Below are 14,115 nucleotides of genomic sequence, written 5' to 3' on the forward strand. Positions count from 1 at the left end.
CTGCGGAGCCGCGTCGCGCCGGGGCTGCGCCCCGGAACGGGGCTGCATTGCGTCGCAATGCGCCTGCGAATTTCTTTCCTGCGCCTGTTTGCTCGGCGCTGAAATGCGGCGGATCGGCCCGCAAAAATGGCGCGAAAATACCCCGGCGAAACTGCGTGAATTCAGCGGGAATTGACCCCGAATCAGCGGCGGCGCATTCGCGCTTGCGCTGCTTCGTTGGCCTGTTGGTGCAATGCGCGATTTACGGCGTCTTTCACCTGCTGCTGCAATTCTGGGGCTTCGTCATCTCCCTTGGTGAGTAGGTCACCGAGGATGCGCAGCACGGGCGCGAGATCGACGCGCGGTAGTCCGGCCTCGACGGCGGCCATGTTGCACCACGCCTTGAGTGCGGCGTGTTGGGCCGGTTGCAGGTCCAGCGTGACGCGGATCGGGTCGGTCCGGGGGCGCAGTACCGGCGTGGCCGCGCTGCGGTCGGCTGCTGCTCGGTAGTCGGTGCGCTTCGCCATTATCGGGCGGCCTTTCGTTCCTTGAGTTCTTTCACGAGACGTTCGTACGGGGTGCCGATCGCCCGAATTTTGGTGCCGTAGCTCTGCCGGTATTGGGCGTCATTGTTGGGAATCTGCGTGGTGAGCACGTGATATCCCATATCCCGCATGACGGCGCGCACATCCGCATCCGGCCCGGATTTTGTGGGCTTTCTGGTATTGGTACGAGTGAGCAGCACGACAATATCCGCCGGTTTATCGCGAAGGCTTTGTGTGTCGTTCAGGAAATCCTTCAAAATCCCGTCAGCGAACATGCGGTCAACTTCGATTCCTGCCGGGGCGATTGGGAGCACCCACGTGTTGCAGTACCGCAGTGCGCTCCGTGCGATGGCCGCGTGATCTTCCACCTGTGGGACGTCCACCACGGCGGAGCGGCGGCCGGCCACGAGATCGGGCAGCGCGGTGTGCAGGGTGCGGGACGGCTTCCCGACGACCGGGAACCCCAACCCGCCCGCCAGCTCGTCCCACCGGAGCGCGGACTGTCCGCGGTCGGCATCGAGTAGCAGCGGGTCATCCCCGGCTTCGGACAGCGCGCGGGAGGTGAAGACGGCCGAGGTGGACTTGCCCACGCCCGGCTTGAGATTGACGAAGGCGAAACTCAGCACCATGCCACGGACGCTACTGCATCCCGTGCGGCCCTCATGGTCAGACGCCGGTCGCGGGGTGCCGCGGTCGGCTGGTGGGTGTTCGAATTCGGGTGCAGCGCGCACGGCGCAGAGGTCTCTATATAGGGGGAGTTGATGTGCGCTGAGGGGTAACCCGGGTAACCGTGCAGGTCAGGGGCCATTTGGCACGGGTAACCCGACGGGTAACCCAGGGGTAACCGGCAGGGGTAACCGGGTAACCGGCACGGGTAACCCGGTGCGAAACGGCGTCTCGGCACGCCAAAACGGGCCGTCAGCAAATCGAACACAGCGGCCCGGTGGACGCTCCCTTCCCGCGTCCGCTGTTCCCGCCGGGAACGGGAACGGCCCCTCCGTCGGGTGGACGAAGGGGCCGCGGGGCGGGGCGGTCAGCGGTGGATCACCTGCACGACCAGACCGGCCGCCCGGGTGCGCTGGGCGACGGCCGGCCAGTGGGTGTCACAGGCTCGGACGTCGAGTCGGGGCAGTAGGGGCGTCTCGGCGATGACCCGGTTCGTGGCCGCGAGCGTGCACGCGACGCCGCGCCACCCGTCGTACAGCTCGCACTGCCCGGCGGGCGCCGGGGTGGGGTAGAGCTGCAACCCGATGCTGCGCAGCACGTCGGCGGAGTCGCCGAGCCGCTTCTGTTCGGTGGGTCGGCGGGTCGGCTCCGGCGGGGGCTGGCGGTTGGGCCATGCGGTCGGGACCGGGTGGCCGATCGGCGGGCGCCGGGTGGGTGGCTGCTGCGGGGGTGTCGGCGGTCGGCGCGCTGGTTGCCGGGCGGGCGGGGTGGCCTTCGCCGTGCGGGTCGGCTTCGGCTTCGGGGTGCTCGGCAGGTTGGGCACCTTGCCGCCGAAGAACGACGTGGCCAGCTGAACGATCATCTCGGCCATGCTGACTCCGGCCTCGATCGGTTCCGGGTCCGGCTCGTAGTCCCATTCGGTCGGTGCGGTGCGGCGACCCGGGCGGGCAGGCTTCGGCACCTTCGGCGGCGGCGGGAGCGGGCGGAGCGCCCGGGGTTCTGTCTGGCTGTTCTCCCATCGGCGGCGCGGCACCCGTACCGAGTGCCGGCACTCGGGGCAGCGCAGCACGGCGTGATCCTTCGCCCGGGATTGCCAGTCGTGGCCGCACTCCGAGCAGCTGCACCAGACCGGGCCGCGGGCGCGCTGCTCGTCCTCGCGCTCAGCGGCAGCGGGCAGCGTCTCGCGCGACCCTTCCCACTCCTGATCTAGCCTCACGTACCGGGAGGTGCGGCAGTGCGGGCAGCGGGTGTTTCCGCCCCTGACGGTGGTTCGGTACGTCTTACCGCACGTGCGGCATTCGACTTGAACGGGGTTTGTCCGCACGTCGCCTCTCTTCTTTCTGTGTGTTGCTGGCGCTGATTGGTGTTAGTTCCGTGCTACCACGAATGTGGATCACTGCACCAGGGGAAACGCGGAAATGCTGGTGTGTGTCCGGCGCTGTGTGCTCGAAAACGCTGGTCGGGACACCGGTGCATGCCGTGCGCGTTTCGCACTTCCGCGCGGCTACCGGCCCCCGTTCCCCGCGTCTATCGCTGGTCAGAGCGGTGTAGCCGCGGGGAACTTCCCTGCGGGTATCGGTCGGGGCGCTGGTGTTGTAGCCGGACGTATCGCCTGTCGCGATGGGCTGTCGCGATGGGCTCCGGGGCGGGGGTTGCGGGGTAACCGCACAGGTCACAGGGCGCGACAGCATCCGGGCGCGACAGGGGGCGCGACAGGGTGTCAGGCCGTGCGCGGGCGCCGGGGGATGGGAACGGCCCCCCTGCCGGCGGGCAGGGGGGCCGCGGAGTCGGGCCGGGTCATAGCGGCCAGTCGCTCGCTTCCAGGCGGGCCACGTCGCACCCGGGGGCGTGGCCCCAGTTCCGCCCGCACTCCGAGCATCTGGGGAGCGGCGTGTCCCCGTCGGGATCGTCGTACTCGGCCCAGTCGTCGTCATCGCTCATGGGGCCAGGGTAAGGCTGCGGAGCCTGGTCGGTGGGGGTCAGTCGAGTGCGGGAGTCTCGTCGGGCAGGAAGAGCGGGCGCCGACCGCGCGGGGCGTTCAGCTGCTCGGCGCCCGCGGAGTTGGGGAGCGCGGGCGCCCGCTCGGCGGCGGTGCCCAGTCTCGCCGTGGGGGCAGGCTGCAAGGGACTGTCGGGTGTGGCCGGGCCGGTGCCGAGGGGGCGTCGCTGATGCTGTGTCACTCGGCCAGTATCGGCCACGGAAGGCACTGCATCCCGTGCATCCCGCAGCACTCCGCGGCGCCAACTGCTTCGGGTGCTGCGGCACGGAAGGCACTGCATCCCGTGCGACCCGTTGTCCGCAGCACCGGGTGCTTCGGCCGCAGCGCCCGGTGCTGCGGACTGCTGCGACCGGCCCACGCGCGGTACGGCGTGCAGTGCCTTCCGTGGGCTCTGACCAGTGCTGCGGCTGTCGCAGCACTGCTGCGGACGCTGCTGCGGAAGCGCTGCGGCGGGCACGGGAAAGCCCCCTCCGCGGCGGGCGGAGAGGGCTTCGGCTGGGCTGGTGGTCAGGGCGCGGACGGCCCGGTGACGACCCGCCACGCTGCCCACAGTTCGGCGTCGGTGGCCTTGTACCCGTCGTTACGGAACGCGGTGATGGCGCCCCGGCCGGACATCGGCGGGTTGGTCGAGTAGCGCAGCCAGCGCAGCACCGCGGCCACCTGATCGGCCGTCATCGGGTCGCCGGGGACCGGCTCCGTGATGCCGGCCACCGCGCAGACATCGGCCAGAGTCGAACCCGCCGGGGGCTGCTGCGGCAGCGCCCCGGCTCCGGGAGCTCCACCGGCCCCGACCTGTGCGGCGGCCACCGCAGCAGGCACGGCGGCCACGATGGTGAACATGCTCGACAGGGCGTCATCGGCAGCGATCGTCAGCCGCTCGCGCTGGACGTCCACCAGTTCCCCGCCGAGCACCAGGTCCCCGGCGCCCGCCTGCCCGGCGACCTTCCACGCCTCCAGTTCGGCCTTGCGGCGCCTGTTCTCGTCGGGGTGCTTCGCGGCGACCGCCCGAAGGTAGGCAAGGCGCCGGGTGGTGTCGGCGGTGCGGCGCTGCTGCTCGGGGTCGATCCCGGTCCGGTAGACCATGGTCCGGCGGACCATCAGCGCCAGCCCTTCGGCCGAGACGCACATGCCCATCGGGGTGAGCGCCTGAACGGCGGTCAGCGACCACGTCGGCGCGGTGAGCGCCCCGACCACGGACGCGGCCAGCGGCATGGCCCACAGGCCGGTACGGACCATGGCGGGGGTGGACTGGCTGAACGCGGTGAGCACCAGCGTGAGGACGGCCAGAACGGCGGTCGCGCCTTCACCAGCGGCGATCACGCCCAGCGCGGTGCCGGACGACTTGAAGGCGCGGGTCATGTTCGAGAAGGTGCCGACGCCGCCGAGCGCGCCGAACACCACCATCGGCACGGCGGCGCTGACCAGCAGCACACGGTGAATCTTGGTCAGCGGTCGGTCATACTGCGTGGTGTGGTTCACGGGGAGTTCTCCGATCCGTGGTCACGGGGCCGCTCCGGGTGTCATCCGGGCGGCCCCATTGCTGTTCGGGGGTCAGTCTGGCACCAGTGGTTGCGGACGGGCCGTCACTCACCGATGCGCACGCTCTGGGTGATGGTCTGGGTGATGGTCTGGACGATCTGGGTTCCCTGCCCGCCCCCGTTCGAGCGGCGCCCGGCGAGCGCGGCGACCGCGACCCCGGCGACCACCAGCAGCGGCAGGCCGGCCGTCGCGCCCGCGGCCAGCGCGGTGACGGCGGTTCCCATCAGGTTGAGCGCCCCGGCGAGCATCCACCCGCCCGCGCCGACACCGACCGACACCACCGCCGTGCCGACCGCCCAACGGGGCACCAGCGGCCCGGAGTCGGTCCGCACGGCCGGGGCAGCCGCGGGCATCGGAACGGGCACGTAGACGGGCACCAGCGTGCCGTCCGGACCGGGGTGGTAGGCGACGGTCAGCGGGCCGGTCGGGGCGTTCTGCAGGACGGTCGGAGCCGGGGCGGCCGGGGTGGTCTCGGCGCCCGCCAGACCGGCCGGGGAGTCGGGCACCAGGGCGGACAACAGGTCGGCGTCGGTGATCTGCGGGCGGTTCATCTCGGGTACCTCCGGGGTCTGCTGGCGGGGAAGCTGGCGGGGGATCAGGCGGCGGTGCGGGCGGCGGCGGCGACCAACTTGTCGGCGGCCCCGACCGCGTTGGCGCGGGTCATCTCAAGGTGCCCGGCGTGCTCGGCGCCCCGGATCGCGTACGCGGCGCTCACCGCGGCCTGCGCGGCGGCGGCCAACTCGGGGACCAGGATTGAGAGGGTCACGTGCGGGGCGGTGATCGCGGCCCGGGTTTCGTGGCTGGCGGTGCGGGCCGCGGCATAGGCGTCGGCGTCGGCGCCCCGGGTGAGGCGGATCTCCTCCCGCAGCACCATCGTGCGGCGGTGGTCGGCGAGCGTGACCAACAGCGCGGTGACCGCCTGGACGCGCTCGGCGCGGCGCGTCTCGGACCGGGCGTCGGCCCGCTCGGAGCGGGTGGCGCGCTGCTGGATCAGGCCGGCGGTGACGGCTCCGGCGAGCGTCCCGACGATGGTGATGATGCTCTGCCACATGGCGGCCGGTCCTTCCTTCGGGGGGTGTCAGGGGCGTCAGCGCGGGGGTGTCAGGGCCTGTCAGCGGCCACTGACACCCCCGTTCGCCTAAGGGTTTGGGTGTCAGCGCCCCGTGACGCGTCAGGGGCGTCAGGGAGCGTCAGACCAGCGCCGGGGACGGCACGATCCGGTACCGGCCGCCCTGGCTGGTCGGCTTGAGTCGCCCGTCCTCGATCAGGCGCCGGAACTCACCGGACACCCACGGGCGCTTGCGGCCGAACTGAGCGGCGAACTCCATCACGTCCTTCGGGCCGATCACCATCACCCCGCGCTGCTCGAAGTCGTCCACGATCGCGACCATCGCGGCGCGCGCCTCCTCCGGCGTGAGGTCCGCCGCGGTGGACTCCGGGCCGAAGGTGAGACCAGCCAGCGCGTCCGGCACGCCGGACAGCTCCGCGGTGGGGTCGATCTCCACGTCTTCCGGGTCCACGCGGTCCGTCGGCGTGGCGTCTTCGGGGGTCTCGTACACGCTGGTGTCGTCCTCGGGGGTCTGGTCGGCCGGTCCGCTGCCGGCACGCTCGGTGTACGCCTTGCCGACCGCCGCGGCGGCGGCCCCGGCGGTGATCGGGTCCGCCTTCGCGCCGTTGCGCACCGACCACACGGCCAACTGCTCCATGACCCGCGCGGCGTTGCCGGTGAAGCGGAACGTGCGGCCGGGGGAGCTGTACCGCTGTTCCTCCACGCCCGGGGAGACCAGGTAGCAGTACCCGGGGCGACGGTTGCCCCACGCGCTCGGGCTGGCCCCGGCGTCCAGGACGGGTGCGGGCAGCGCCATGCCTTCGTCCCGGGCGTCGTTCACGCCGAAGACCAGGGCGGACGGCAGCGACGCGCGGGTGGTGGTGGACAGCTGGTCGTGGCTCGGCCTCTGGAGACTGATCACGACGGCGATACCGGCCGCGCGGGCGAGCTGGGCGGCCTCGGTGAACCCGTCGTCCCCCATGAACCGGATGGAAGCGGCGGCCTCTTCGAACCAGCTGACCAGGTACGGCATCCCGGGGCAGCCGCACGCCTGGCCCTGCTGGCACGAGTGCCCCGGGTTGGTCTGCTGCTCGGCCGCCGCGGGCACCCACTGGCGGTAGCCGTGGGCGCCGAGCCACCGGGTCCGGGCGGGGATGACCGCCTGGAGTGCGGTCACCATGGTCTCGGTCGGGGCGCCCCCCTCCACCGCCCAGTCGAAGGCGGGCAGCAGCGGGCGGAAGTCCTGGAACGACTTCGGGTCCGACAGCCACACGATCACGTCCCGACGGCCCAGGATCTCCGTCAGCACGTTCAGTGCCCCGTCACCCTTGCCGGAGCCGGTCATGCCACAGATCAGAAGGTGCGTCGAGTTGCGGCCGATCTCCGGGTCACCCGGCAGCCACAGCACCAGCGGCGATCCGTCGTCGTACCGGCCGATCACCAGCGCGTCGGCGATCGACCCGCCCACGCCGGTGGGCATCTCCCACTCGACCACCTCAGCAAGCATGTCCCGGGGCACGACGACCAGTTCGCCGCGCCGGGCCGACTCCGGGTCCGGCAGGTACCGCACCGCCGTGGGCGCGACGTCCAGCGCAGACGCGAGGTTCGGCAGCACCCGTGACACGTCGTCGTTGGTCATCTCGCCCGCGGGCAGCACCAGACCCGCCGTGACCCGGTTCGGCTCCACCTCGGTCTTGCGGATGCGAGCCCCGGCCAGCTTCACCTTCTCGAACAGCGACCCGTCGCCATCGGCCGCGGCCTGGATCGCGTCCGGGTTGCGGCGCATCACCTGACGCACGTTCCAACTGATCGCCACGACCGGACCGCCCATCAGGAAGGCATCCGGCAGCATCCCGGACGCCGGACCCGCCAGCGACGCACCCGTGATCCACGCCGACGCGGCGGCCACCGTGATGGCCGAGTGCAACCGGCGCTCCGGCCCGGTCTTCTTGGCCGCCCACCAGGTAGCCGCGGTCAGCGCCACGCTGGACAGGGTCAGACCGACCCCCGCCCCCGCGGAGTGCTCCCACCGCAGCGAACCCGCGGCGCCGGCCACCCCGACCCCGGCCGTGACGATCCACGGCGGGGTGTACGGCTTGGCCCGGTGCACCAGCCACCCGCCCAGCTGCTTACCCGTGGACCCGCCCGCCAACTGCTGCTCGTGCTGCTGCTCGGCGTTGTGCTGCTTCTCGCTCATCGCTGACCCCCTCTCAGAACTGGAACGGACGACGCTGGACGGGCGGGCGGGCGGCGCCCATCTGGGCGTACTCGCGCTGGAACGCGGCCCACGCGGCGGCGGCGTCCTTCGCCGCGTCGGTGAACGCGTCCGCGGCCTTCGAGAGCTTCTTCGCGACCGCCCGCGCCCGCATCTTCGACTGGAAGATGTTGTCCCCGGGCACGCCCTTCGCCTGCTCCAGAGCGGCCTTCAAGATCTCGGCCGCAACCTCGATCTCGATCGCGGCGTACGCGCCGAACGCCCGCACACCCTCGCAGTACGTCCGCACGTCGGCGGTGGAGTAGAACGCGGGCTCCGGCAGCGCGAGCTGACCGCTACGGGCCATGCCGACGCCCGGGTTGGCCGCCGCACCGGCCGAGCCGCTGGGCTGCTTGCTGGTGACGTTGACGTTGACCCCGAACGAGGGGGCGAACGCGGCGCCGGAACCGAAGCCGTGCTTGGTCTTGTAGGGGTTGCCGGAGCCGCTGCTGTTGGGCGTGGTCATGGTCATCGGTTGTTCCCTCCCTGGTTGCGGCCGGTGGCGGCCGAGTTGTCGAACAGGGCCGGCTCGTCCCAGCGCGGCGACAGCTTCAAGCTGCCGGGCTGCTGACCCTCGCTCAGTCGGCCGGTGACGGTGAACTGCTGGCCGCTCACAGCGGCGACGAAGCGGAAGCGCGTGATGCCGCCGCGCTGCGTGGTAGTGACGGCGCTGACCCACTCCGCGGACACGAGCTGACGCAGCTGCGCGAGGGTGATCGGGTGAACCAGGTTGAAGCCGGTGGTGCCGCTCGGCTCGATACGTCCGATCTCGGCAAGCCGGTCCTGGACGGTAGCGTTGGGCATGGCTGATCCCTTCGGGGGCGAAGCCAGGCCCCGGCGGTGAGGTAAGAGACTCCGCCGGGGCTGTTGCGTATCCAGAGTCGCGCCAATCCAACGGATCGTCAAGTGTTCCAATGGATTGCGTCGTTGATGCCATGGCAGTAACCTTCTTGCCATGACTGACACACCGAAGCGCCCGGAGTACCGGCGCGTTGCCGACGAGATCCGGGAGCGGATCAGGAGGGGCGACTACTCGCCCGGCGGCACGCTCCCGAAGGATGCCGACCTGGCCACTGAGCTGGAGACCGGCCGGGGCACCGTCGAAAAGGCCATGGGAGTCCTGGCCCTTGAAGGACTCGTCACCCGAACGAAGCAAGGAACCGCCGTGAGCCGCATCCCCTTGAAGATCACCCGCGCTGTCCCTGAGCGCTACGAAGCCGCCTACCGTGAGCGCGGCCGGGGCGCCTTCGACGTGGAGGTGCGCGACCGCGGCCACGAGCCGCGCTGGGAGACCACGGTCACCGAGACCGATTCCGCCACCCTCCGTGCCCGCCACATGTGGGCGGACGACGTTCCCGTGCAGATCGCCGTGACCGAAATCCCGAAGGCCGTGGCCGCGGCATCCGGTGTCACCGGGGAGGACACCGGCTCCGGCGGCATGATCAGCCGCTTGGCCGACGCCGGGCACAAGCAGGACCGCATCACCGAAGCCATCGACGTCCGGCCGCCGACGGCCGAGGAAGCCGCCTTCCTCAAGCTCACCGAGGACCACCGCGTCTACGAGCTGACCCACACGGCGTACTCCGAGGACGGCACCGTCACCGAGGTGACCACGCACGTGATGCCGTGCCACCTGTGGAAGTTGGCCTACACGTGGTCGCCGGACGCCGCGTGACCGGGCCGACCCCCGTCGCCTTCACCCCCGGTGAGGGCGGCCGAGGATGGCCGGCCAAGCGGCGGCCCGGAACCACCCGCGTCAAGGTCGGTTGTATTCACCAGCGCTGACGCTACGATCACGAGAGAGGGGGTTGGCGTGTCGCGCGAGTCGGATGGTGCGTCAAGCGCCATCGGGCGGGGCGATGCCGACTCCCTCTCTCGTACCTCGGGCACTCACGCCCAACGGCGCATCAGCGCCGGACGCACAGCGGCGCATCAGCGCCAGACATACAGGAGAACGGCAGTGAAGACGTAGGAAAACGAGGAAGACCCTAGGTGATCCGGTGTTACCAGCACCGGGCCTAGGGCCTTCATACGCGGAGTTGGTGGTTTTCCGGACCCCTGCAACATGCCGCGTTCGCTCGCCCCCACTGTAAGGCACTGATGTGTCGGGGTGCATGCGCGCGGCGGAGAGGCTTTCCAACGTGGCAGCACCACGGAACGAGGTAATTCCGTTCCAAACAGCGCCAGCAACACACAGCGCGCCCGCCGAAAGTGGCGGAAATATCAACTCGGCACGCGAGGATTCGCGTGCCGCTTTCGCACGAATTGCCGATGCGCTGACTGGCCACGGCTGCAACCCGCGTCAGCGCGGTGACCACCTGGACGCCCGGTGCCCGTCGCATGAGGACCGTCGCCCGTCCCTCTCGGTTGACTGGCGACCGTCGCCCGGCCGGGTGCTGGTGTGCTGCCAGCGCGGCTGCACCACGGAGCAGGTAGCCGACTCGCTCGGTCTGGCGATGGCCGACCTGTACGACGCACCGCGTGCTGCCGGCACCCCCCGGGCCGGTAGCACGACCGCCGCGCGCAAGCGGTCCGCCCGCCCGGCCGCCAGCACGCGCCCGGCGAAGCCGAAGGCGGCCGGGGCGGAGTGCGCGCACGAGTGGCGCAAGGTCGCGGAGTACACCTACAGCGACGCTGACGGCACGGTGACCGGGTGGGTGATCCGCAAGCGGTGCGAGGGGTGCGGCGAGAAGCTGTTCGCTCAGGCGCGGCCGGGTGCGTCCGGGCGCCGGGAGTACAAGGCGCCGACGGAGCGCCCGCTGTACCGGCTGCCGGACGTCTTGGCCGCCGTTTCCTACGGCCTGCCGGTGTACGTGGTCGAAGGCGAGAAGGACGCCGACAACGGCGCCGCTGCCGGCATGGTGACCACGACCAACCCGACCGGGGCAGAGAAGTGGCTGCCGGAGCACACCCAAGCTCTGACCGGCGCTCACGTGGTCATCGTGGCCGACCGCGACGCCAGCGGCTACCGACACGCCGCGAAGGTCCGGGACGCGCTGGACGGGGTGGCCGCGTCGGTGCGCGTGGTCCGTGGTCTGGTGGTCGAGACGAAGGCGGACCTGTCCGACCACTTGGCGGCCGGCCACGGGGCGGACGCCCTGGAGGAGTTCGACCCGGCCGCCGAGTTGGCCGCGCTGCGACCGGCGGTTGCCCCGACCGACGCCCCGGCGGACGATGCCGAGACGGAGCCGGAGGAGTCGGCCGGCGGCACCGTGGTTCCCTTCCCGCGTCACGGTGGTGAGGGTGGCGGCCGGCACGGCGGGGGCGGTGGCCGCGGTGGCGGCGCGGCGAAGCCGGATGAGTTCCCGATCCCCACGACCAACGGCGGGTCGTGGACGGCCCGCCTGACGCACGGTCGGGGGATCTACCGCAACGACGCGAAGATCTGCGAATTCCCGTACGTCTTGGAGGTCGTTCACCGTCGCATGGCGCGGGGCAAGCGGGAGGAGTTCCGCCTGTGCCTTGACCCGGAGGGGAAGGGCCCGGTGGTCCGGGTCGGTCGCCAGGATCTGCCGCGCGGTGAGTGGGGCGCTGATCTCGGCGCCGCGCTGCCGGTGGATAAGAAGATCCTGGACTGTCTGGCAACGGCCGTCATCGTGGAGGGGTACCGCAAGGGCGTCATCCACGACACCACGCCCGGCTTCGACGGTGCCGGCCTGTTGGCCGTGCCTCCGGCGGACGTGCTCCCCGAGGGCTACGGCACCGTGGCCGACTGCACCGAGGACGACGCCCGCGCCGGGTGGAAGGAGATGGCCCAACAGGCTGCCGAGCACCCGAAGATGGCCCTTGCGCTCGGCATCGCGGCGTTCTCCCCGTACGTCGGCCCGATGCGCCGTCAGCCGTTCACCTGCCACCTGTGCGGCGACGCCCGACAGGGCAAGACCACCGCGACCTACGCGGCTGCCGCGCTGTTCGGCAACCCCCGCGTGATCGTGCGCAAGTGGTCCCGCTCGATCCCCGGCCTGTCCTACGGGCTGGCCGCGCTCGGCGTGCTCCCGCCGTTCAACGATGAGTTGGGGGGCGCCGGATTCACTCCGGTGCAGCTCGAAGAAGTGGTGTTCACCATCGCGCAGCGCGGCCAGCGCACCACCGCCACCCGCTACACCAAGGAAGCCGAGACGTCCCCGCCGTGGGACGGCACCGCGTTCTCCACCGGCAACAACTCGATCATCGGGCAGGTAGCCAACCCGGGTGTGCACGCCCGCGTCGTGGAGATCGCAACCCCGATCGTCGGCCCGCCGAACACCGAGCAGGGCGCCAAGTGCGCGGAGTACTTCACGGGCCAGGACGACGACGAAGGCGCCGGAGCCGTTGACCGGTTCTACGGGTGGCCGCTGCGCTGGATCCGCGGCGTTGCGGTGACCGAGGTCCGCCCGATGGTCCGGGCCGCCGAACAGTCCCTCCCGCTGCCCGCGGGTGGTGTCGCCCGCACCATCGGCCAGCACTTGGCCGGCGGGATCGCCGGGGCCGCGCTGCTGGACAAGCTGTTCGGCACCGATGGTCAGCTGGCCGCCGCCGCGCTCAAGGCGGCCCGCGCTCACCTGTCCTCGGTGGACTCCGAAGGCGTGCGGGACGCGGCAGACGTGCTGCTCGACTCGATCCGCACCAACATGCGCGAGCAGCCCGCAAAGTGGCCCACCCGCAAGCTGTACGAGGAGATGACCGGGGCCTCTCAGAACTGGCAGAACGTCGGCGCCGGGGGGCCGCCGATCGGCATGGACCGCACCGGGATCTACGGCATCATCCTGGACGATGCCGACCGGCACAGCGTCGTCATGCTGTCGGGCAAGACCGCCCGCAAGCTGTGCGAGGACGACGGCATTGACGAGACGATCGCGGTCCGCGGGCTCAACCAGCGCGGCCTGTTGGTCATCTCCGAGTCGATGCGCCGACAGAAGAAGCTCCAGAACCGCGTCAAGGTGGCCGGGAAGACTCACGCCGGGTACTGCGTGATGCTGGCCGACGACGTGGAGCCGGACGGCACCGAGGAACCGCCGAACGGCCCGTCAGACGGCCCCGGCGACGCGCCCCGGACCGACGGACCGACGGGCGGCCAGCATGACGACAGTGGGGCGCTGATCTGCCGCGGGTGCGGTGGGCCCATGGTCGCCGACATGTTCGGGGACGGGCTGCACGCCACCTGTGAGGCGCCCCCGGAGCCGGACCCGACCAACGGTTGGGGACCGGGCACGCTCGGCGCCGCGATGGCCGAGGAAGAGCGCCAGACGGCCGCGCCGGTCCCGGCCGCCCGTCCCGCCGCACCCGCGTCCCCGGCGCCCGCTCCGGCCGCCGATGCGGCCCCGGTGGCGCAGCAGCGGGCCGCCCGGAAGGCGCCCGGCGAAGGCGTGGCGTTCTCCATCTCCGGCCGCGTCACCGAAGCGCTGGCCGCCCACGGTGGCGACGTCGAAGCAGCGACCGCCGCACTGATCAAAACGGCCATCCCCGACGCCATGGCGCTACTCGACTCATGCCGAGCGAGCGCCCGTTATGACCACACGTCATTCCCGAAAATGCCGGAGCCGCTGATCCGAAAGGGACGCAAGCGCGCTGACGACATTTGGGAGGCGCGCCCGAAGTTCGTCAATCCGGATATCGCGGACGGAATCGAGGTGAGCGCGCTCGACGTGAACGGCGCTTACCTGTCCGCTATCAAGTCGGCGCACTTGCCGATCGGGTCTCTCCGGAATGACCGGGAGGAGGGGCGCAACCCGGCGATGTTCGACCGGCGCCGCTCCGGGATCTACCTCATTGAGCCGATCCCGTGGACTCACGCGAACCTGCCGAACCCCTTGGGGGACGGCCGAGAGGCGACCGGGCCCGTGTGGGTCAGCCGCTCCACCCTGGACGCGGTGTTCGACGCGGCCAGCGACCGGTACGGCAACCTGTGCACGGCTCCGACCATCCTGGAATCCTGGACGGCCGGAGAATCGACCAGCATTCTCCGGAAGTTCGCCGATGTCCTGACCGATGAGCGAATCCGGGCCATCACAACCGGCGACTCGGTGACGCTGGATTACGTCAAGGCCATGTATTCCAAGTTCGTGTCAACGGCCGGAGACAGCAACGCCAATCACGAGCTGAACCG

The 14,115-nt window shown here is 71.0% G+C and carries 13 protein-coding genes; 2 read left to right on the forward strand and 11 right to left on the reverse strand.

Going from position 1 to position 14,115, the window contains the following annotated elements; all coding sequences use genetic code 11:
• Window positions 1-182: 182 nt before the first annotated feature.
• The 11 genes from OG455_RS41920 to OG455_RS41970 all read right to left on the reverse strand — a co-directional run bounded on the left by OG455_RS41920 (window position 183) and on the right by OG455_RS41970 (window position 8,834).
• Complete coding sequence (locus OG455_RS41920) at window positions 183-506, reverse strand: hypothetical protein (RefSeq protein ID WP_266301857.1); 324 nt, start codon at window positions 504-506, stop codon at window positions 183-185.
• The gene (locus OG455_RS41925) at window positions 506-1,153 is read right to left on the reverse strand and encodes a hypothetical protein (RefSeq protein ID WP_266301858.1); all 648 of its coding nucleotides are present in this window, start codon (window positions 1,151-1,153) and stop codon (window positions 506-508) included. The genes OG455_RS41920 and OG455_RS41925 overlap by 1 nt, the downstream gene beginning before the upstream one ends.
• A 404-nt stretch (window positions 1,154-1,557) precedes the next feature.
• On the reverse strand, window positions 1,558-2,052 hold the full coding sequence (locus tag OG455_RS41930; RefSeq protein WP_266301859.1) for a hypothetical protein: 495 nt from the start codon (window positions 2,050-2,052) through the stop codon (window positions 1,558-1,560).
• A 935-nt stretch (window positions 2,053-2,987) separates the two neighbouring features.
• Window positions 2,988-3,131 (reverse strand): hypothetical protein, encoded by a 144-nt coding sequence (locus OG455_RS41935; protein WP_266301860.1) that lies wholly within the window; start codon window positions 3,129-3,131, stop codon window positions 2,988-2,990.
• A 38-nt stretch (window positions 3,132-3,169) separates the two neighbouring features.
• Entirely contained in the window at window positions 3,170-3,370 is a 201-nt protein-coding gene (locus OG455_RS41940) for a hypothetical protein (RefSeq protein ID WP_266301861.1), read from the reverse strand.
• 326 nt (window positions 3,371-3,696) lie between these two features.
• A complete protein-coding gene (locus OG455_RS41945) occupies window positions 3,697-4,620 on the reverse strand; it encodes a hypothetical protein (RefSeq protein ID WP_266301862.1) in 924 nt (307 codons plus the stop codon).
• Between the two features lie 152 nt (window positions 4,621-4,772).
• Window positions 4,773-5,279, reverse strand: coding sequence for a hypothetical protein (locus OG455_RS41950; RefSeq protein ID WP_266301863.1), 507 nt, complete (start codon window positions 5,277-5,279; stop codon window positions 4,773-4,775).
• A 44-nt stretch (window positions 5,280-5,323) separates the two neighbouring features.
• Complete coding sequence (locus tag OG455_RS41955) at window positions 5,324-5,779, reverse strand: protein kilB (RefSeq protein ID WP_266301864.1); 456 nt, start codon at window positions 5,777-5,779, stop codon at window positions 5,324-5,326.
• 139 nt (window positions 5,780-5,918) lie between these two features.
• On the reverse strand, window positions 5,919-7,973 hold the full coding sequence (gene traB / locus OG455_RS41960) for a plasmid transfer protein TraB (RefSeq protein WP_266301865.1): 2,055 nt from the start codon (window positions 7,971-7,973) through the stop codon (window positions 5,919-5,921).
• Between the two features lie 13 nt (window positions 7,974-7,986).
• Window positions 7,987-8,502, reverse strand: coding sequence for a plasmid transfer protein TraA (gene traA / locus OG455_RS41965; RefSeq protein ID WP_266301866.1), 516 nt, complete (start codon window positions 8,500-8,502; stop codon window positions 7,987-7,989).
• Window positions 8,499-8,834: a hypothetical protein gene (locus OG455_RS41970; protein WP_266301867.1), complete on the reverse strand. Its 336-nt coding sequence runs from the start codon at window positions 8,832-8,834 to the stop codon at window positions 8,499-8,501. Before OG455_RS41970 ends, traA begins: the two co-directional genes overlap by 4 nt.
• 151 nt (window positions 8,835-8,985) lie before the next feature.
• On the opposite strand from OG455_RS41970, the gene OG455_RS41975 reads away from it, so the two are divergent.
• A complete protein-coding gene (locus OG455_RS41975) occupies window positions 8,986-9,705 on the forward strand; it encodes a GntR family transcriptional regulator (RefSeq protein WP_266301868.1) in 720 nt (239 codons plus the stop codon).
• 781 nt (window positions 9,706-10,486) lie between these two features.
• A partial coding sequence (locus tag OG455_RS41980) for a DUF927 domain-containing protein (RefSeq protein ID WP_266301869.1) occupies window positions 10,487-14,115 on the forward strand: 3,629 nt, incomplete at its 3' end.

Source organism: Kitasatospora sp. NBC_01287, from assembly GCF_026340565.1.
GTDB lineage: Bacteria > Actinomycetota > Actinomycetes > Streptomycetales > Streptomycetaceae > Kitasatospora.

Bases quoted from the DNA above. Each gene is read 5' to 3' on its own strand.
- OG455_RS41935 (WP_266301860.1), bottom strand. From the start codon at position 3,131: ATGAGCGATGACGACGACTGGGCCGAGTACGACGATCCCGACGGGGAC.
- OG455_RS41955 (WP_266301864.1), bottom strand. From the start codon at position 5,779: ATGTGGCAGAGCATCATCACCATCGTCGGGACGCTCGCCGGAGCCGTC.
- traB (WP_266301865.1), bottom strand. From the start codon at position 7,973: ATGAGCGAGAAGCAGCACAACGCCGAGCAGCAGCACGAGCAGCAGTTG.
- OG455_RS41975 (WP_266301868.1), top strand. From the start codon at position 8,986: ATGACTGACACACCGAAGCGCCCGGAGTACCGGCGCGTTGCCGACGAG.
- traA (WP_266301866.1), bottom strand. From the start codon at position 8,502: ATGACCATGACCACGCCCAACAGCAGCGGCTCCGGCAACCCCTACAAG.
- OG455_RS41950 (WP_266301863.1), bottom strand. From the start codon at position 5,279: ATGAACCGCCCGCAGATCACCGACGCCGACCTGTTGTCCGCCCTGGTG.
- OG455_RS41930 (WP_266301859.1), bottom strand. From the start codon at position 2,052: ATGATCGTTCAGCTGGCCACGTCGTTCTTCGGCGGCAAGGTGCCCAAC.
- OG455_RS41925 (WP_266301858.1), bottom strand. From the start codon at position 1,153: ATGGTGCTGAGTTTCGCCTTCGTCAATCTCAAGCCGGGCGTGGGCAAG.
- OG455_RS41920 (WP_266301857.1), bottom strand. From the start codon at position 506: ATGGCGAAGCGCACCGACTACCGAGCAGCAGCCGACCGCAGCGCGGCC.
- OG455_RS41970 (WP_266301867.1), bottom strand. From the start codon at position 8,834: ATGCCCAACGCTACCGTCCAGGACCGGCTTGCCGAGATCGGACGTATC.